The following is a 17,656-nucleotide window of genomic DNA, read 5'->3' as shown; positions in this document are numbered from 1 at the left end:
ATGTCAGTTCAGCAGGCTCGAATCCAAGCCGCCTATTTAGATCAGCTTGGTATCCAGCAGTGGATGCCTCGTCAAATCTTGCCAGCAGCAAAGCCTTCGCCTGATTGGGTCTATCGCTTTGCTCATCCTGCGGATCTCCTTGGTGACGATGAAGAGGTGATGCAGGCGTTGGCTCCACAAGCACACAAGCCTGTCGAGCCTCATGCTGAGCGTCGTGCGATTACTCAGATTGGTGAAGCCTTAGAGGTCTCCGCTCCCGATGAGGCAGAGGTAGGTTCTTCTAACATCAGACGTGCTGCCGTTGCTGAGTTGACGGCTGATGAAAGTTCTAAAGAGCCTCAAACATCGCCCACTACTTCGGTCAAACGAAGCTTTGAACCTGCGCCGCGTTATAAAATTGTTATGGCTCGAGCGGGCCGACTCCTACTAATCGATAATCTTCCCATTCGTGCTCGCGAAGGCTTCTCCAATAAGCATAAGCGTCTTTTGGCGGGCATTGTTCAAGCTCTTGGAGAGTCACCACAATCAATCACACTGCCGATTACGCTTGAGTGGCCTATGCTTGCCGGTAAAACCCTGGATCAGGGGCCGCATGAAGCGAGAAAACATGTGCAGCGACAGTTGAGCTTTATGCAGAAAGAGTCTGGTCTAGAGACCGTTATTCTGTTTGGCGAGGGGCTTGCGAATTGGGTGGTTGGTGAAGGTGTGGATGAGACTCATGGGCAACTGCTGCCACTGCAACAATCGGGACTGAACTATCTAACGACCCAATCACTCTCGCAGGCTCTTAATATGCCTGGCGCTAAACAGCAGATCTGGTCTGATCTTCAGCCACTGGTTTAGTGTTTATCTTCTGAAATGCCTGCTGTGATGACGATTGATCAACTGTTTGCTCTGGATCAACAGTGCTTTCCTGATTACTGGTCAAAATCTCAATGGCAGACGTATCTATCTCAAGATGATCGTTTTCCCTGCTACACACTGTTTGACGCTAACGAACCGATCGGCTTTGCGCTCTACCAAAGGTTATTTGATGAAGCGGAACTGCTCCGCATTGGCGTAGTGCCTGATCGGCGTGGAGAAGGTTGGGCGGCGAAGATGCTGACTGATCAGCTTGAACAGTTCACTGGGGATGGAATCAGCCGTGTCATGTTGGAAGTGCGTGCTTCTAATGAGGCGGCGATTCGTCTCTATCAATCGGTGGGTTTTGTCACGGACGGTCTGCGTAAACATTACTACCCGCTGATCGGTCAAGAGGGTAGGGAGGATGCGATCCTAATGTCACGACCGGTGTAAATTAAACAGATGGAAAATCCTATCTTAGACATCAATCTTATTTGGCATCTGGTAGCGGCACTTTTAGCGGTTACCTCTATCTGGAGTGCCTTTAAACGTGTGCCTTTTCAAGCGCTTTGGGCTGAGCCTCGACTTCAGCATCTGTTGTTCGGCGCTATGGTCTTGCTGATGTTGACTTGGACCTTTAGAGCGGGCCTATCGGAAGGGTTGAGTGTTCACTTTTTGGGTATGACCGCGTTGACACTGATGTTTGGCTGGGATCTTGCCATCTTGGCTGGCGCGATTGCGATGCTCGGCATCACTCTAGTTGGAGTGGAGCGCTTTGATATGCTGGCCATAAATTTAATTGCGATTGTTGTGGTGCCAGCGACACTGACCATCACGCTTCTTAAATATATTGAGAGACGATACCCGCCTAACTTCTTTGCCTATCTCTTTTTAGCCGCCTTTATTGGTGGTGGGTTTGCAGTCGCTAGCTCGGGGTTGACCCTGTCGCTTGTGCTTGGCTTGTCAGGTATCCACAGTTGGCAAACGATTTATCACGAGTACATCTCCTTCTTGCCGTTGATTATGTTCCCAGAGGGGCTCATTAACGGCATTCTTATGACCGCTGTCATGGTGTTTCATCCCGATTGGATTCGTACATTTGACGCGGCTAAGTACATCGACAATCAGTAGTAAGCCATCGCATTGCTAAGTGGCGGTTTTCCGCCACTTCTTGCTGATTAGCTTCGGCGAGCATCCGCCATTAATGCCTCCTTTAAGTCTTATGTCCTGTATTTATTTTCACTAACTTGTTGAAAATAAATATATATCTAGGTTGTTGGCACGTTTTCTGCTTTGTAAAAGTGCTTTTTACAAGGTCGTTGTGACCTAATACAAACTGGAGTGTAAATAATGAAAAAACTAACTCTTGGCCTTTCTGCCTTGGCTCTATCTGTATCGGCTGCTACTGCACAGGCTAACTGTGACGCTGGCGAGATCGTTGCAAAACTTTCACACGTTACTGGTGGTACAACTCACCCTAAAGTGGTTGCGGCTAACAAACTTGCTGAGCGTGTAAACGCTGAAATGAACGGCACTATGTGTATCGAAGTTTACCCAAACTCTACACTGTTCGGTGACTCTAAAGAGCTTGAAGCGCTTCTACTAGGTGACGTACAGATCCTAGCGCCTTCACTATCTAAGTTCGGTTCTTACACTTCTAAGTTTGGCGTATTCGACCTTCCATTCATCTTCAAAGATATGGACGCTGCAATGCGCTTCACTAACTCTGATGCTGGTCAGGACCTTCTTCTTGCAATGGAAGATGTTGGTTTTGTAGGCCTAGGTTACTGGATGTCTGGTATGAAGTACTTCTCTGCCAACAAACCACTACTAAAACCATCTGATGCTGAAGGTCTAAAGTTCCGCGTACAGAACTCTGACGTTGCTAAAGCGATGATCGCAGCAATGGGCGGTTCACCACAGCCAATGGCATTTAAAGAGGTTTACGGTGCACTACAGACTGGCGTTGTAGACGGTCAGGAAAACACTTGGTCAAACATCTACACTAAGAAGTTCTTCGAAGTGCAAGATTCAACGACTGAGACTAGCCACCAGCTTCTTGCATACCTATTCATGACGTCTCAAGAGTTCCTAGACTCTATGCCTAAAGACGCTCGTGAGCAGTTCATTGCGATCGCTAAAGACGTGACTAACGAAGCTAACCTAGCAGTTAAAGCGAAAGAGCAGGGCAACCGTGAAAACATCCTTAAGGGTGGCGGCAAAATCAACACACTTGACGATGCTGCGCGTAAAGAGTGGGTTGACGCTATGAAACCTGTTTGGAAACAGTTTGAAGATAAGATCGGTGCTGATCTAATCGAAGCTGCTGCAAACTCTTAATCAACTTAGGTTGATGATCGACGGGCTCGTTTAGAGCCCGTCCTTTCCTTTTCTCGAGCTTATGTAGCTCAACATATTGGAGTACTGACGTGGAGTGGCCGCATCTTTACCTCTTAATTCTTATTCTAGTGATCTGGGGCTTAGAGAAACGTTTCCCAAGATTTATGGAAAAACTGGAAGAGAATTTCCTTGTTCTAATCATCTTCTCGATCATGGCCGTATCCTTTGGTCAGGTTATTGCTCGCTACGCCTTCGGAACCGGTTGGTCAGCGGCACTTGAATTCAGCATGGTGATGTTCTCATGGCTGATTTTGATGGGGATGAGCTTCGGTATTAAGAATGGTACCCACTTGGGTGTCGATATCGTTCTTAATGCGGTACCTAGCAGGGTCGGTAAGTGGTTGTCGCTGTTTGCAGCTTTTGCAACGCTGATGTACGCCTTGATTCTTCTTGATAGTGCTTGGTTGGCAGCCTTGGGCGTCGATGTCCGCGGTGGTGCCATTGAGTACTGGGCTAAAATGTACAAGATCAACATCGGTGTCGAAGAGATGCGTTGGCCTGACTTCATTATGGAGTGGTTCGGCGTTAAAGAGCGTGTTCAACGTTGGTTGGTGTTGGTTATTCTGCCAATCAGTTTGGCTCTGTTGGCTTATCGCTCACTGCAGGCGTTTGTCGGTATTTGGACCGGTGCACGTCATCACCTCATTGCTGGTCACGAGGCGGAAGACCTTGTTGATGAGCACAAAGATGCACTGAAAGATTAAGGGCCTGAACTGATGGAAGCATTAATTCTATTTGCACTGGTATTGGGTCTGCTCTTTATCGGTCTTCCTGTGGGTGTGGCGCTAGGCCTATCCTCAATTCTATTTATTACTTTCTTCTCTACAGACTCATTGTCGTCTGTAGCGATTTCGCTGTTTGGTGTCGGTACACACTACACTCTTTTAGCGATCCCGTTTTTCATTATCGCGTCGTCGTTCATGTCGACCGGTGGTGTTGCGAAACGCTTGATTAACTTTGCGATTGCGTCAGTGGGGCACTTCCGTGGTGGTCTTGCGATGGCGTCAGTATTGGCCTGTATGATGTTTGCTGCACTCTCTGGTTCATCGCCAGCGACTGTTGTCGCGATCGGTACGATTGCTATCGCCGGTATGCGCCAAGTGGGTTACTCAAAAGAGTTCGCTTCGGGTGTTATCGCAAACGCGGGTACTTTGGGTATCTTGATTCCGCCCTCTATCGTTATGGTCGTTTACGCGGCATCGACGGATGTGTCGGTAGGTCGTATGTTCTTGGCTGGTGTTATTCCAGGTCTAATTGCCGGCGGTATGCTGATGCTGGCTATCTACGTGGTTGCACGTATTAAAAACCTGCCTGCAGAGGAGTGGAAAGGTTTCGGTACCATCGTTCGTGGTGGTAAGGATGCATTCTGGGGACTGTTCCTGATCGTCATCATCATGGGCGGTATCTACGGAGGCGCATTCACCCCAACAGAGGCTGCGGTTGTTGCGGCGGTCTACTCAATTATTGTTGCGCTCTTTATCTATCGCGATATGGGGCCTTTGAAAAACACGCCATGGGTACTTGAGTCGGATGCGCCACACGCGAAAGTCGGCTTCAGTGGTTCGGTTTATGGTGTGTCACTCTTCTTAGTCTGGATGATCCTGTCGTTCTTTGCGACGTCGGATCCAGATAGCACGGTAACCGCTGGCGAGCGTGCAATCTGGGGTGCTGTGGTCAGTATCGCCTTGACCATCTTCTACACCATTAAGCGCAGTCACGCCATGAATGAGAGTTTTGCTCACTGCTTTGTTGCAGGCTTAGCGATCTGGAAACGTAACTTTGTGACTCTGATTACAGCCTTCTTCCCATCACTGTTCGGTGAAGAGAGCCGTAAGACCATGCTTGAGGGTACCAAAACCACAGTGATGCTGATGTTCATCATCGCCAATGCACTGTTGTTCGCTCACACTCTATCGGCTGAGCGTATTCCTCAGCACGTGACTGAGTGGATGCTCGATGTGGGCTTTACTTGGTGGTCATTCCTGATTGCAGTCAACATTCTGTTGTTGATCGGTGGCCAGTTCATGGAGCCATCAGGTCTATTGGTTATTGTGGCACCGGTTGTATTCCCGATTGCCATGGAGTTGGGCATCGACCCAATTCACCTAGGTATTATCATGGTAGTTAACATGGAAATCGGTATGATCACACCACCGATCGGTTTGAACCTGTTTGTAACCTCGGGGATTACAGGTATGAGCTTGTCGCGTGTCGTGAAGGCGGCCGCACCGTTTGTCGCGGTACTCTTTGTCTTCTTGATTCTTGTGACCTATGTGCCAGCGATCTCGACCTGGCTACCCTACAGCATCATGGGTCCTGAATTAGTGACCAAATAGTCCTTAATTCGACTCATTTTTTAAACGGGGATGGTTCTATGAACCCTCCCCGTTTTTGTTTAGGTAGATGGCAGGTGCTAATTAGCGCTTAAAGCTCTAAAATAAGCGCCTATTGCTATAACACTGGATATCTATGAGTCACACTGCTGTTAACAACGACGACCCCTATAAAGAGATTCGCCCCTACCGCGATGATGAAGTGGGTCAGGTTCTGTTTGATCTCCTCCACAATAATGAGTTTGTGGATGCCATTACAAAGTATCAGTTTCCTAAAGCCTCAGGTTGGGCGGGATGGTTTTTAAGGCCCATCGTCAAGCAGTATCTAGCGGCACGCATGGGTGATGTTGATACCGTTCGTGATTTTCAACAGCTTGTTGAAAGCTACATGAACAAGATGATCAAACGATCCACGACCAAGTTAAGTTGCAGTGGATTGGATAAGCTCGATAAAGAGGATGCTTATCTGTTTGTCTCTAATCATCGCGACATTGCTATGGATCCAGCGTTCGTGAATTGGATGCTCTACCATGCAGGGATGGACACAGTCCGAATTGCGATCGGTGATAACCTGCTGCGTAAGCCTTACGTGTCAGATCTGATGCGTTTGAACAAGTCGTTTATCGTCAACCGTTCTGCTAAAGGACGTGAGATGATGACGGCCTTAACTCAGCTCTCTAGTTACATCGATCACAGTGTCACCACGGGACATTCCGTCTGGATCGCTCAGCGCGAAGGGCGTGCGAAAGATGGTGACGATCGTACAGATCCAGCGCTACTGAAAATGTTCTATATGTCTCAGCGTAAGCAACGTAGCTTCTCTGAGATGGTGGAGCGACTCAATATTGTCCCAGTATCTATCGCATACGAACTAGACCCTTGTGACTCGGCTAAAGCCAATGAGTTGGCTGCCAAAGCTGAGGGCGGAACTTATGAGAAGAGTGAGTTCGAAGATATTCAGAGTATCGTCAAAGGGATTGTCGGTGACAAAGGCCGCGTTCATGTAGGCTTTGGTGAGCCTATTCGAGGTGAATTTGAATCGGCAGAAGAGCTGGCGGCAGAAATTGACCGTCAGATACACCAAAATTACCGCTTGCATGCCACCAATCTAGCCGCTGCAGGTGAAGCAACTGATGAGGGGCTGGCGTTACTTGAGTCAAGGCTGAGTCAGGTTGATGGCGCTGCTAAAGATATTTTGAAAGCGATGTACGCTAAACCGGTTTTAAACTACAACAATGCGCAAACGGAGAGCCACTGATGTCAGAGTTTACTCATATCGATGAGAAGGGTCAGGCTCGAATGGTCGATGTCTCTGAAAAAGAGGTTAGCTTCCGTGAAGCAAGAGCCTATGGTCGTGTGACCATGTTGCCAGAGACTCTCTCAATGATCGTCAATGGCGGTCATAAAAAGGGTGATGTACTGGCGACAGCACGTATTGCTGGGATCATGGCGGCTAAACGTACTTCCGACCTCATTCCAATGTGCCACCCTCTGATGTTGTCGAGTGTGAAAGTTGAGCTGACGCCGAATGAAGCAGAGAGCTGTGTTGAGATCAGCGCGATCTGCAAATTGAGTGGCCAGACGGGTGTTGAGATGGAAGCGCTGACCGCTGTCTCTGTGGCCGGTTTGACACTTTATGATATGTGTAAGGCGGTCGATAAAGGTATGGTGATCGATCAAGTCTCTCTGCAAGAGAAAAAGGGTGGTAAATCGGGCCACTGGATTGCTGAATAACAGCACTATTTGGAAGCTACATGTTAAAAATTGTCTATTTCGCCAGTTTAAAAGATCGCATCGGTCGCTCTGAAGAGAGTATCGGCCTTCCTGAAGGTATCAGTTCAGTCGACTCTTTGATTGATCATCTTTCGACAATGCACGGGGAAGAGTGGTCTTCAACCATTAATGGGTCGACGGTTTTGGTTGCGGTGAACCATGAGATGTCTGATAGAAGTGCTCCCATTAAAGAGGGTGATGAAGTCGCCTTCTTCCCGCCTGTGACAGGGGGTTGATGCAGTGACTAAGCTGATTGGGTTTGTTCGTGCGCTCTGCTATTACGCAGGCTTCTATCCAGTGACGATCGTCTGGGCATCACTCTGTCTGGTGGTTGCTCGTGCACTGCCGTTTAAACCAAGATTCTATTTTGTAACCGCGATCAATAACTTCTATATTGTTTGGCTACGAGTCTGTTGTGGCGTTAAGGTCAATGTTCAGGGGCGAGAAAACCTCCCTGCATCGGGTGCTTATGTTGCGATATCTAATCACCAGAGTGAGTGGGAGACGATCTATTTTCAGCTGTTGATCCAGCCACAGGTGGTGGTCCTTAAGCAGGAGTTACTGAAAATCCCATTTTTTGGTTGGGCGCTTGCTCTGCTAGAACCGATCGCTCTTGATCGCAGTAAACGTCGAGGCGCACTAAAACAACTGCTGGACCAAGGTAAGGCAAAATTGTCTGCGGGTGTGCCCATCCTTATTTTTCCTCAGGGTACCCGACTTCCGGTGGGTGAATTAGGTCGTTGGAATAAAGGTGGAGCTATGTTGGCTGTGAGCAGTGAAGTTCCTCTAGTCGCCATCGCTCATAATGCGGGTCGTTTCTGGCCAGGAAAGGGTTTTATTAAGCACCCTGGTACGGTTGATGTTCTTATAAGTAAACCTATCGAAACGACAGAGAGAACTGTTGAAGAAGTGCATAAGGATTCTGTAGACTGGCTTGAAGAAAGTCTTACACGCATCAAAGCCTAAGGATCTATGTCACTGTTTGGATACGCCTCAATACATGGCGATGAAGGTAAAGCCCAGCTTCAGGCTCGATTGGCTGACAGTGCTCGAGTGGCCGGTATCGAGCTTGATTCAGTGGCCTTTGAAGAGACCTCTGAACCCATTCAGCTCTTAAAGATTTTGGATAAATTGAAGTCGGGCGATCTGCTTCTACTCAGTAAAGTCTATGACTTTACCCGGCTGTCGAGTGATCAGTTTGCTAAGGTTGCTCAAGTGTTGCTGGAAAAACAGATCTCAATCGCTGCGTGCGATGTTCTAGATTCGGTTATCAGCTTACGCAGTAATGACAAAGCGCGTTATCTAACCTCTCAAGTTCTGATCGAAATGATCGCACAACAGTCACAACCTGCAAGGGTGTGACTGAAGCAGCAATTACTGGTTGCACTGCCGGTTTCTCCTTTTTAAACTCATATTAATGGTTGTTGGAGTGATTCAGAGTTGTACGGCGATAAAATTAGAATTTTAGTAACCGGTTCGGAAGGGCAGATTGGCCGAGCGTTTTGTCGTGTCGCTGAAAAGCTAGAAAATATCGAAATAATCCCCGTCAACCATCGCAGTTTTGATGTGACTGATCCGGCTGCCATTGAAGCCAAATTGGCGGATGTACTTCCACATTACGTTCTTAATGGTGCCGGTTTCAATCAGGTTGATGCGGCCGATGCCCACCCAGGCAAAGCCTTTGCAATTAATGCGGATGGGCCTCTTAATCTGGCTAAAGCCTGCAGTGACCTTAGTATTCCAATTATCCATATCTCGTCTGATTACGTGTTCGATGGTCACTATGCGAGTGGCTATACTGAACTGGATGAGCCGGCTCCTTTAGGAGCCTTTGGTGAGTCAAAACTGCGCGGTGAAGAGCATGTTAGAGCTTATCAACCTAAACACATTATTCTTAGAATCAGCTGGGTATTCAGTGAGTCCGGAGTCAACTATCTGACCAAAATGCTCGATAAAGCGCGTGAGTATAAAACCATTGAAGCGGTGGATGATCGACGTGGATGCCCAACCGCTGCGCATGATGTGGCTCGAGTAATTTTGGCGATTATCCAACAGTTGGAAGAGGGTGCTGATCACTGGGGTACCTACCACTACTCCGGTGCAGAGATCACAACGCGCTACCGATTTACTGAGGCGATCATCGCTGCTGCTGGCCAATATGAGGAGCTGGCGGTTCGTAAAATTCGCCCGGTGGCTGGCGCAGAAGAGGAGGGGGCCGAACGCCCAACTTCATCCGTGCTGACCTGTAAGAAGATTTTGAATACCTTCGGTATTCGTCAACGTCCATGGCGCGTCGACCTGCAAAGACTGATTCGTGAAATCTACGGTGAAGATGGCAGTAAAGTGCCTCAACCGACGGTAGAAACCAAAGCGGAAGAGCTAGGTTCCTAGTCAATCTGCTCTAAAACGGTCGAGTCGTTTGTCTAATCGCTTAGAATCAGCGAAAATACGCGCCAATTCTGAGCGACGGCTCTTTTCAATTTTCTAGAAGAACGATTCATGTCAAACGCAGTTCACGATCAAGTGGCTAACCGCCGCACTTTTGCAATCATCTCCCACCCTGATGCCGCCCAGCCTTTCAACGCTTAAAATCACCTTTCATTGCACACCACAATCACATCTCTACGTACTGAATTTAAAGGCTTTTTGTCTTTTTCTCGTTTATTTGCTTTTCAATGATGTTCAAGCGTAACCTCGGAAAGTGTGTACAAACTTGAGTACAAATTCCGTTTTAGAGGCCTTTGGCGAAAATTCCATGACACAAACCTGTCTGTAGGCCTTGTGGTTACTGGGTTTGACGTAAAAAGTACTACCGTTAAAAAGAGTCTCTTTTTTGGTAAATGTTTTCTTCTGTACCAAATTACAAAATTTAATGAGGGAGTTTATTGTTGGTGTAATTTTTGCTTTAGTGTTTGTTTTTGAAGATGCTTGAAGCGAACCAATACGGTTATTTCTAATTGAGATATCAGACTTACCTTCAAATTTAGTTGCTGTTTACACCATCATTTTGCACTTGTTTTTCGACTTGTGTGTACAAAATTTCCTGTAACTGTGTACAAACTTCCTCTTTGTTGCACTTATCTTCTGGCGATTTGACGCGAGTTCTTCTGTAGCCCTTGCTGTATAAGGGCTGAGCGACAAAAGTACTTAGGGAGTTTGATGCGTCAGTTCGCGATTATCAGCGAGAGTATCGCTCTTTTGTCGATGACAAAAATCTCCTTCTACTTATATGTAATTATGTATCAGGTCATTGCTTTTGATATGTAATGGCTAATCGAATTTGTGTTATTTGAGTTACTGTGATATGTTTTTGTATATAATTATTCTTAAGTGATGCATTAAGGCGTATCGAAATGAGCTATGTAACAGAGCAGATACTAGAAAGTCTTCGAGAAGCTCGGGTACGAAAGGGGTTTAGCCAGAGAGAGTTAAGTGCTCGTTCGGGTGTGCCTCAAAGCCATATTTCGAAAATCGAGTCTGGCAGTGTTGATTTAAGAATATCCAGTTTGATTGCACTTGCCCGTGTACTAGACCTAGAGCTATTGGTTGCGCCTAAAAAGTCTGTACCTGCCATCAAGTCGATCATTCGAAGTGGCCAAGGTATTAACGGCATCAGCGATGAGGGTGAGCCAATGTCGCCCGCGTATCAGTTAGAGGAAGACGACGATGACTAACCATGTCTCTACGCTCAACGTGTTGCTCTATGGTGAACCGATCGCAACGATCACCAACGTGGGTAATGACAGAACACTTTTTGCCTTTATGGATTCGTACATTAATGACGAATCGCGGCCTGTGTTAGGGCTTGGCTTTAAAGATTCGCTCGGTGGCCTGCTGACTAGCTTCAAACCTACCCAAACTAAGTTAACCCCGTTTTTCTCCAACCTTTTACCAGAAGAAACCATGCGTAATTACCTGGCTGAGCGTGCTGGTGTGAACCCAGCACGGGAATTTTTTCTATTGTGGGTACTGGGGCAGGATCTGGCTGGAGCGATCACGGTTGAGCCTGCGGATGGTGAAGCCTTACCACCTAATGTGTATCAAGACATAGAAGATGAAACGAAGACAGATGGGCCAATGCGTTTTTCATTAGCGGGAGTGCAATTGAAGTTTTCAGCTGTGCAGCAGGCAAATGGCGGTTTGACGATCCCAGCAACCGGTCAAGGTGGCTCTTGGATTGTAAAATTACCGTCGTCTCGATTTGAAGCTGTGCCAGAAAATGAATATTCAATGATGGAACTGGCTCGAATGTTGGGAATGGACGTGCCAGAAACGCAGCTACTCCCTATTAATCGGATTACTAATATCCCAAATGGCATTGGCAAATTTGGAGATAGCGCTTTTGTGATCAAGCGTTTTGACCGTGCAGATGGTCAAGCTGTTCACATTGAGGACTTTGCGCAAGTGTTTGGCGTCTATCCTCAAGATAAATACAAAAAAGCCAGTATGCGAAATATTGCTCAGGTTATCGGTATTGAAGGGCAAGACGAAGACATTGCTGAATTTACTCGCCGATTGGTGTTCAACACGCTAATTGGCAATGCCGATATGCATTTGAAGAATTGGTCTGTGATTTACAAAGATAAGCGCACTGCGTCTATTGCACCTGCTTATGACTTTGTTTCAACCATTCCTTATATCCCCGATGATAGTGCATCGCTGAAGGTGAGCCGTAGCAAGAAATTCAGCGATTTCACGCTGGATGAGCTATCACACTTAGCGGCTAAAGCCATGTTGCCAGAAAAATTGGTGTTAGATACTGCAAAGCAAACCGTAGCAGGCTTCCATGAGGTATGGGCGAAAGAAAAAGCGCATTTACCCCTCACTAAGTCAGTGATTGAAGCCATCGAAATGCACTTACGAAGTATACCGCTACGCTAAATTCCTAGTAGCTAGAGCGTGCATATCGATAAAGATGGTTTAACTTAATGCGATTTTACGGCGCTTTTCGCCGTAAACTGGAAATTTGGTAAACTGCACAATGATACCGGTGTCATGATAAGGCTGATCTTCTGAACAAATCATGCATCTTTCTGACCATCAACAAGTGATGAATCAGGCGATGATAGCTTTACATTGATTTTCAGGAGAATGCAGATGACAGCAGTAGCGCACCAGGTAACCCCTTTTCTAACATCTTACGAAGTGATGGCTCGTTACCACATTAGCTATACGACGCTCTGGCGAAGAATAAAAGATGGCAGCTTGCCGCAACCTCGTATCAACCGAAATACACGAAACAAGCTGTGGCACATTGAAGATTTGGAGGAGTATGAGAAGAAAGAGGACTGAGCCTCTTTCTTTTATTTTATTGTCCGAAACGCCAGTTGAATGGAAAGCCTGTCGGCTCAATGATGGTCTCTAGTTGTTGATACCAAACGTCGTAAGCATGACGCATTTCATCCAGGTACTGATATTGGTTGTAGATAGCATCCAACCCCTTTTTGCTGTGGCCAATCATCAACTCGGCAACTTCTTGCGTCGTGATGGCAGACATTCGCGTTCGCATCGTTCTTCGAAGATCATGCATAGACCAGTGTTCCATCTCAATACCAAGCGATCTGCGAGCCCAGATTTTCACATTGTTAGGAATAGTGGTATCAAAGCCATTTGTGGCAAGTTCTTCTTGCCCGTTAGCGGGAAACAAGTAAGTTGATTTACTCATTTGCATCGCCAGTTCAATCAGCTCGATAGCTGGTTTGATTAATGGCCGCATGATCGGCGCTCCAATTTTCTCACCTTGTTTGCGGATCTCTATAGGCACTGTCCACATTGCTGATTGCAAGTCAAAGTGATGCTTTTCAGCTTGAATGAGTTCGCCCTTGCGACCGCCCAATAGCAGAAGCAGTTTTATGTAGATGCGATTCTTCTCAGTGATTTTTGACTCATGCAAATATCGCCAAAGTATCCTGATCTCGTTGTCATTTAGCACCCGAGTTCGTTTGCCTTTCTTACCGCCAACCTTTTTTGCTGTGATCCCAGCGGCAGCGTTAATTTCCAAAATTTGTTCATCAATCAGCCAGTCATAAAACTTATGCAGCACAGACACTAGGCGTTCTGTGTTTGAAGGGGACGACTCCGAAACCTCACGAAGACAGTTACGCAAGGACAATTCATTGATGTCAGTTAATGGGTACTTGCCAAGTCGGGGCAGCAAATATATTTCACTGCTGCGTTTTTGGTAGTGCCACGTTTTCTCCTTTAGCCCTTGCTTACCGGCAGAGTCTATCCAGTCTCGAAAAATCGATTCGAAGCTTTGATTGGCAGAATACTTGGCCCGTTCCTGCTGTAGGTAGAGCTTGGGGTTTCTGCCCTGGTCGAGCACCGCTCTTAACCTATCCAGCTCATTCCTGGCTTCAGCAAGTTTCATAAGTGGGTAAGTACCTATGTCTACCCGCTGTTGCTTGCCATCGAACCGATAACGAAACTGAAAAACAATTTTGCCCTTGGGCGATACGCGAGCACTTAGCCCATCTCGGTCGGCTTTTACTACGGTTTCTTTTGCTTCTTTATTTTTTAGTGGCGCTAGCCACACTTGCACACGAGTGAAAAACAGCAAATTGACCTGAAAAGGCGTATAGAGAACCCAATATTTACTTAAATTTTAATTATACATACATGGCTTGAGAGATCATGTTGTAATCGTGTGTAGCAATGATTGATAACGGTTAATAACTGTCTCAAGCATATGGATATGTATATGAAAAGTTTAAAACCCATCATTTTTACGGCTCATTCTGAGTTAAAAACAGCAATTCCATCAATAAAGAAAAGCCATTTATACGAAGCGTTCGCAGCATTTTGCGGCTTTAAAAGCTACGCGGCATTTCAAGTTGCCTCTGAATATAGAGTTGAAAACCTTGAGATCGCAAATAGACAGTGCTTTGAGCGCTTGCAAGCTTTGGATTTTGATGCAGGTGTTACGCTTCAAGTATGCCAGCGAATCCAGCAAGCTTGGGAGCAATTTAACATTATCTCTTTAGATGATGTTTATGCATTTTATGCTGAGGCTTCTTTTGAAGAAGCATTAGGTGAAACACGAATGCTAGGTGTTTTAACCTCATTCATAGATGCAAATGACTCAGAAGCGATATTGGTTGGTCTTGTTGTAGCTGCGACATTATTGGCTGAATATGAAGGCAATCCGGATAACAGAAGTGGCGAGTTCTGGTATAACAAAAAACTAGCTGGTCATTCGCTTAATGTAATTCAGTCTGACGTTGCTGAGCAATACCAGAAAATCGTCCCTTATCGAGAGCTTTTAACGCTGGTATTAAAGAAATTTGAAAACAGTAATGATGCGGTATTTCCAATTCCTTCATCGTTGAAACCAATCTATGATCAATGTGGTGACGGCCATAGCCACTGCTGGAGTGGCTATTTTTATGATGATCCTTATGTTGTGATTGAGGCTATTGGATATGCTTTGCATTGTCATGACGAAGATGAGCCAGTAATCCCAATTAGTTTTTATCTTGATTGGCTAAAAGCTGAAATGATTGTTGCTCCGTCACGCGAAGGGTTGATTGAAATAATCGAAGCTACGATTAGTGAAACTGAAAAGTGGTTTTGGTATTACGTTGGTCTACAGGATGATATCGACGTAACCAAAGATTGTTACAGGGCAATCAATGCTGACACTGGTGAAGATTATGATGATTATGGGCCAGCAGTAGCTGTTGGCGATGACGGTGTAGCGCTTCCAATTATTTCTGACGACTTAAAACTTAAACTAAAAACTGTTGCTCAAAAGCTTATCTCTTAATCTTTGAGATAAAAGTGATGGCTATGCTGAGGCTTAGCCTTTCGCTCAAAGCGTAAAATCATATCTTTTGTTCATTAACGTTAGCTGTTGTTACTAGTCACAACAGCTAGTCAGAAACACACACAATTCCTTCATCTATCTGGCCAATCGCTCTTACCGGGATCATTAGCATGTTAGCTCTATGAAATTTTCTGGAGCTGACAATGAGAACGCCTTTGTTACCTTGGTTTATCCTATGGGTGACCATCCCAATCATTATTTTCTTTCTATTCATCTTACCCGCCTATGCCAGTGACGAGCCATTCTATCAGCGTGGTCAGGAAGGCTGGTTTTGGTATCAGGTCATTCCTGAGCCAGCGGAGGCTGAAGAGCTTATTAAGCCGGAATCTGGTGCGGCAGAGTCGAGTCAGAGCGGGCTAAAGCCTTTCAGTGCTGCCTGGTTTCGTGAGCACATGCAGTCGTTCATGGACAAGGCAATTGATGAGCCGACGAATGAGAACGTCAGAGCCTATCTGTATCTCCAGCGCGTCATGATGGATAAGGGCTCACAGTTTGCTGATGTTAGTCAGCAGGTAGTCATGGGCGATCCAGTTTTGGATGAAATCAGTCGCAGACCCTTGGCTACCTATGCTGCCAATCGGATGGATCGAGAAGCTGGCGCTCAACGAGATATTGCTTTAGGTGAAGTAGCAAAACGGGCTGGCTTATTCTTCTTCTATCGTTCTGATTGCCCTTACTGCCATGCTCAAGCGCCTATCATCGAATCAATGGCTTTGAACTATGGTTTCGAGGTGTTTGCTATTGCAGTCGATGGCTTGCCTTTACCGGGTGGAGAGTTTCCTAATTACAAAGTCGATTCAGGACAAGCTCAATCCTTGTCCGTTACGACTGTCCCTGCCGTATTCTTAGTTGATCCGCCTAATGTCATCACTCCGATTGGCCAAGGCGCAATGAGCCTTGATGAGCTCAATAATCGAATTATTCTCGCAGCCCATCAAGCCGGTTGGATTGACGATCAAACTTACTATGCCACCAGACCTGTTCAGCCCGGCGTGTCACTCGCGATGTCAGCCCAAGAGCTTAACGAGAAGATATTACAGGACCCTGAGTTCCTTGTTCGCTATCTGCGTGCACAAGGAGGGTTATAACGATGAAAAAAGTATTACGAGTATCGCTAATCGTCTGTGCGATTGGTTTTTCGTCTATGAGCCAAGCAAGCTTGCAACAGGAGATGAACCAGTTATTTGGTTCAATGACCAACAGCACTGCGCCTGGTGTATTCGAGAGTCAGCGGCGTGGCGTTATATCTGGCGGAAGTGTTGTTGTTCGTAACAGGATCATGAACGAGAACCTCGTCTCTATGGTGCCTCCGTCATTCCAAGCCGGTTGTGGCGGCATTGATATGTTCGCTGGAAGTTTGTCATTTGTTAATGCAGATCAGTTTGTTCAATTACTTCGCTCTGTAGCGGCAAATGCCAAGGGATACGCATTCCAATTGGCGCTCAGTGCTATGTGTGAGAAATGTTCCCAGCACATGGAGACTCTGCAAAAGAAAATCCAGCAGTTGAACGAGTATTTTGGCAATTCCTGTCAAATGGCTCAGGGAGTCGTGAACGATACCCTGGCCGCCTTTGGTAAGAAGGGGCAAACAGAAGCCAGCATGTTGAGCTCACTTAAAGGGGCTGGAGACATTTTTACCAGTTGGAGTGAATCCAATGGTAAGAACCCTTACGAGAATGCTTCAAGTGTCGCGGCATCTGATGTGAACAAAACGATTAAAGGCAACTTGGTTTGGCGAGCACTGAAACGTCACTCTGCATCAAGCTGGTTTGCATCGGGGGATGACCGTTTTCTAGAAGCGGTTATGTCTGTGACGGGTTCGATCATTGTTGGTGATCTAGCTAATGCCGCTGATGGCCAAGGTAAAGCCCCAAAACTGACCAGGCTGAATGGCAATAAAGTGACTATTGAGCATCTAATTCACGGCGGTAACGTCGCTATGTACCGATGTGACACAGTGACGCAAGACGGTTGTCTGAACCCGACAATTACTAACGTGACTCTTACTGGGTTATCAACCCAGGTAGAAAATTTACTTCTAGGTACAGGTTCTAGTAACGGCATTATTTTTAAATTTGCTCGAAATACAGGGGCAGCTAGCACCACTGAAAAAGCTTTTATGACCTCGGCTCCTGCAAGCATTGGCGGCATGATTCGAACACTTTCTGCATTAAATGAAGGGGCTGCTAGGTCGTTTGCTTCAAGAGCTGCGCCATTTATTGCTGTTGAGATGGCCCAAGCATTGGTTGAAGACATGCTCAATGCAGCTAGAAGTACCTCCGGTGTGGAAGATCATGCCTATGCGAAGTTATTAACGGAAGACCTTGAACGTGCACGTCGCCAAATCAATGAGGAGTACGCTGCGTTGCAGCGAAGATACGGCTCAGAGCAAGAATTGCTGGCGCATTTTAACCAGGTGATTCAGACCATTCGCAAACAGCGTTATTACACCGTTAAATCTACGGCACTGGGGGAATAGGTC

The 17,656-nt window shown here is 46.4% G+C and carries 19 protein-coding genes; 18 read left to right on the top strand and 1 reads right to left on the bottom strand.

What is annotated here, in order from left to right; translation table 11 throughout:
- From XMM312_RS11235 to XMM312_RS11165, 15 genes are all read left to right on the top strand, one after another.
- On the top strand, nucleotides 1-843 hold the full coding sequence (locus tag XMM312_RS11235) for a hypothetical protein (RefSeq protein ID WP_173482226.1): 843 nt from the start codon (nucleotides 1-3) through the stop codon (nucleotides 841-843).
- Between the two features lie 15 nt (nucleotides 844-858).
- Nucleotides 859-1,296, top strand: a complete 438-nt coding sequence (gene rimI / locus XMM312_RS11230) for a ribosomal protein S18-alanine N-acetyltransferase (protein WP_173489271.1) — start codon at nucleotides 859-861, stop codon at nucleotides 1,294-1,296.
- Nucleotides 1,297-1,305: 9 nt separating this feature from the next.
- Nucleotides 1,306-1,974, top strand: a complete 669-nt coding sequence (locus tag XMM312_RS11225) for an energy-coupling factor ABC transporter permease (protein ID WP_173482228.1) — start codon at nucleotides 1,306-1,308, stop codon at nucleotides 1,972-1,974.
- 219 nt (nucleotides 1,975-2,193) lie between these two features.
- Nucleotides 2,194-3,183, top strand: a complete 990-nt coding sequence (locus XMM312_RS11220) for a DctP family TRAP transporter solute-binding subunit (protein WP_217362123.1) — start codon at nucleotides 2,194-2,196, stop codon at nucleotides 3,181-3,183.
- Nucleotides 3,184-3,272: 89 nt separating this feature from the next.
- A complete protein-coding gene (locus XMM312_RS11215; RefSeq protein WP_371731479.1) occupies nucleotides 3,273-3,947 on the top strand; it encodes a TRAP transporter small permease in 675 nt (224 codons plus the stop codon).
- A 12-nt stretch (nucleotides 3,948-3,959) separates the two neighbouring features.
- Nucleotides 3,960-5,579, top strand: coding sequence for a TRAP transporter large permease (locus XMM312_RS11210; RefSeq protein WP_173489270.1), 1,620 nt, complete (start codon nucleotides 3,960-3,962; stop codon nucleotides 5,577-5,579).
- A 133-nt stretch (nucleotides 5,580-5,712) separates the two neighbouring features.
- On the top strand, nucleotides 5,713-6,834 hold the full coding sequence (locus tag XMM312_RS11205) for a 1-acyl-sn-glycerol-3-phosphate acyltransferase (RefSeq protein ID WP_173482230.1): 1,122 nt from the start codon (nucleotides 5,713-5,715) through the stop codon (nucleotides 6,832-6,834).
- Nucleotides 6,834-7,310, top strand: coding sequence for a cyclic pyranopterin monophosphate synthase MoaC (gene moaC / locus XMM312_RS11200; RefSeq protein ID WP_173482231.1), 477 nt, complete (start codon nucleotides 6,834-6,836; stop codon nucleotides 7,308-7,310). Before XMM312_RS11205 ends, moaC begins: the two co-directional genes overlap by 1 nt.
- 20 nt (nucleotides 7,311-7,330) lie before the next feature.
- On the top strand, nucleotides 7,331-7,585 hold the full coding sequence (moaD, locus tag XMM312_RS11195) for a molybdopterin converting factor subunit 1 (protein WP_173483432.1): 255 nt from the start codon (nucleotides 7,331-7,333) through the stop codon (nucleotides 7,583-7,585).
- A 4-nt stretch (nucleotides 7,586-7,589) separates the two neighbouring features.
- A complete protein-coding gene (locus XMM312_RS11190) occupies nucleotides 7,590-8,315 on the top strand; it encodes a lysophospholipid acyltransferase family protein (RefSeq protein WP_173483431.1) in 726 nt (241 codons plus the stop codon).
- Between the two features lie 6 nt (nucleotides 8,316-8,321).
- Nucleotides 8,322-8,711 (top strand): hypothetical protein, encoded by a 390-nt coding sequence (locus XMM312_RS11185; protein ID WP_173489269.1) that lies wholly within the window; start codon nucleotides 8,322-8,324, stop codon nucleotides 8,709-8,711.
- A 78-nt stretch (nucleotides 8,712-8,789) separates the two neighbouring features.
- On the top strand, nucleotides 8,790-9,740 hold the full coding sequence (gene rfbD, locus XMM312_RS11180; protein ID WP_173483429.1) for a dTDP-4-dehydrorhamnose reductase: 951 nt from the start codon (nucleotides 8,790-8,792) through the stop codon (nucleotides 9,738-9,740).
- A gap of 962 nt (nucleotides 9,741-10,702) precedes the next feature.
- The gene (locus XMM312_RS11175; RefSeq protein WP_000122829.1) at nucleotides 10,703-11,023 is read left to right on the top strand and encodes a helix-turn-helix domain-containing protein; all 321 of its coding nucleotides are present in this window, start codon (nucleotides 10,703-10,705) and stop codon (nucleotides 11,021-11,023) included.
- Nucleotides 11,016-12,230 carry a type II toxin-antitoxin system HipA family toxin gene (locus XMM312_RS11170; protein WP_173489268.1) on the top strand — a complete coding sequence of 405 codons (1,215 nt, stop codon included), beginning with the start codon at nucleotides 11,016-11,018 and terminating at the stop codon, nucleotides 12,228-12,230. The genes XMM312_RS11175 and XMM312_RS11170 overlap by 8 nt, the downstream gene beginning before the upstream one ends.
- A 216-nt stretch (nucleotides 12,231-12,446) precedes the next feature.
- Nucleotides 12,447-12,641, top strand: a complete 195-nt coding sequence (locus tag XMM312_RS11165; RefSeq protein ID WP_000127614.1) for an AlpA family transcriptional regulator — start codon at nucleotides 12,447-12,449, stop codon at nucleotides 12,639-12,641.
- 16 nt (nucleotides 12,642-12,657) lie between these two features.
- Here the strand turns inward: XMM312_RS11165 and XMM312_RS11160 are convergent, their stop codons facing one another.
- Nucleotides 12,658-13,884, bottom strand: a complete 1,227-nt coding sequence (locus tag XMM312_RS11160) for a tyrosine-type recombinase/integrase (RefSeq protein WP_371743489.1) — start codon at nucleotides 13,882-13,884, stop codon at nucleotides 12,658-12,660.
- Nucleotides 13,885-14,049: 165 nt separating this feature from the next.
- On the opposite strand from XMM312_RS11160, the gene XMM312_RS11155 reads away from it, so the two are divergent.
- The 3 genes from XMM312_RS11155 to XMM312_RS11145 all read left to right on the top strand — a co-directional run bounded on the left by XMM312_RS11155 (nucleotide 14,050) and on the right by XMM312_RS11145 (nucleotide 17,653).
- Complete coding sequence (locus tag XMM312_RS11155) at nucleotides 14,050-15,114, top strand: hypothetical protein (RefSeq protein ID WP_102887294.1); 1,065 nt, start codon at nucleotides 14,050-14,052, stop codon at nucleotides 15,112-15,114.
- Nucleotides 15,115-15,317: 203 nt separating this feature from the next.
- Nucleotides 15,318-16,262: a thioredoxin family protein gene (locus XMM312_RS11150; RefSeq protein WP_102887295.1), complete on the top strand. Its 945-nt coding sequence runs from the start codon at nucleotides 15,318-15,320 to the stop codon at nucleotides 16,260-16,262.
- Nucleotides 16,263-16,264: 2 nt separating this feature from the next.
- Nucleotides 16,265-17,653 (top strand): conjugal transfer protein TraH, encoded by a 1,389-nt coding sequence (locus XMM312_RS11145; RefSeq protein WP_102887296.1) that lies wholly within the window; start codon nucleotides 16,265-16,267, stop codon nucleotides 17,651-17,653.
- Nucleotides 17,654-17,656 lie beyond the last annotated feature (3 nt).

Source organism: Marinobacterium sp. xm-m-312 (genome assembly GCF_013283295.1).
Taxonomy (GTDB): Bacteria; Pseudomonadota; Gammaproteobacteria; order Pseudomonadales; family Balneatricaceae; genus Marinobacterium_E.
This window is presented reverse-complemented; position numbering and strand designations above follow the sequence as displayed.

Coding starts and splice junctions, on each gene's coding strand:
- XMM312_RS11175 (WP_000122829.1), top strand. CDS start 10,703: ATGAGCTATGTAACAGAGCAGATACTAGAAAGTCTTCGAGAAGCTCGG.
- XMM312_RS11210 (WP_173489270.1), top strand. CDS start 3,960: ATGGAAGCATTAATTCTATTTGCACTGGTATTGGGTCTGCTCTTTATC.
- XMM312_RS11185 (WP_173489269.1), top strand. CDS start 8,322: ATGTCACTGTTTGGATACGCCTCAATACATGGCGATGAAGGTAAAGCC.
- XMM312_RS11220 (WP_217362123.1), top strand. CDS start 2,194: ATGAAAAAACTAACTCTTGGCCTTTCTGCCTTGGCTCTATCTGTATCG.
- XMM312_RS11235 (WP_173482226.1), top strand. CDS start 1: ATGTCAGTTCAGCAGGCTCGAATCCAAGCCGCCTATTTAGATCAGCTT.
- moaC (WP_173482231.1), top strand. CDS start 6,834: ATGTCAGAGTTTACTCATATCGATGAGAAGGGTCAGGCTCGAATGGTC.
- XMM312_RS11170 (WP_173489268.1), top strand. CDS start 11,016: ATGACTAACCATGTCTCTACGCTCAACGTGTTGCTCTATGGTGAACCG.
- XMM312_RS11155 (WP_102887294.1), top strand. CDS start 14,050: ATGAAAAGTTTAAAACCCATCATTTTTACGGCTCATTCTGAGTTAAAA.
- XMM312_RS11150 (WP_102887295.1), top strand. CDS start 15,318: ATGAGAACGCCTTTGTTACCTTGGTTTATCCTATGGGTGACCATCCCA.
- XMM312_RS11165 (WP_000127614.1), top strand. CDS start 12,447: ATGACAGCAGTAGCGCACCAGGTAACCCCTTTTCTAACATCTTACGAA.
- moaD (WP_173483432.1), top strand. CDS start 7,331: ATGTTAAAAATTGTCTATTTCGCCAGTTTAAAAGATCGCATCGGTCGC.
- XMM312_RS11145 (WP_102887296.1), top strand. CDS start 16,265: ATGAAAAAAGTATTACGAGTATCGCTAATCGTCTGTGCGATTGGTTTT.
- XMM312_RS11205 (WP_173482230.1), top strand. CDS start 5,713: ATGAGTCACACTGCTGTTAACAACGACGACCCCTATAAAGAGATTCGC.
- rimI (WP_173489271.1), top strand. CDS start 859: ATGCCTGCTGTGATGACGATTGATCAACTGTTTGCTCTGGATCAACAG.
- XMM312_RS11225 (WP_173482228.1), top strand. CDS start 1,306: ATGGAAAATCCTATCTTAGACATCAATCTTATTTGGCATCTGGTAGCG.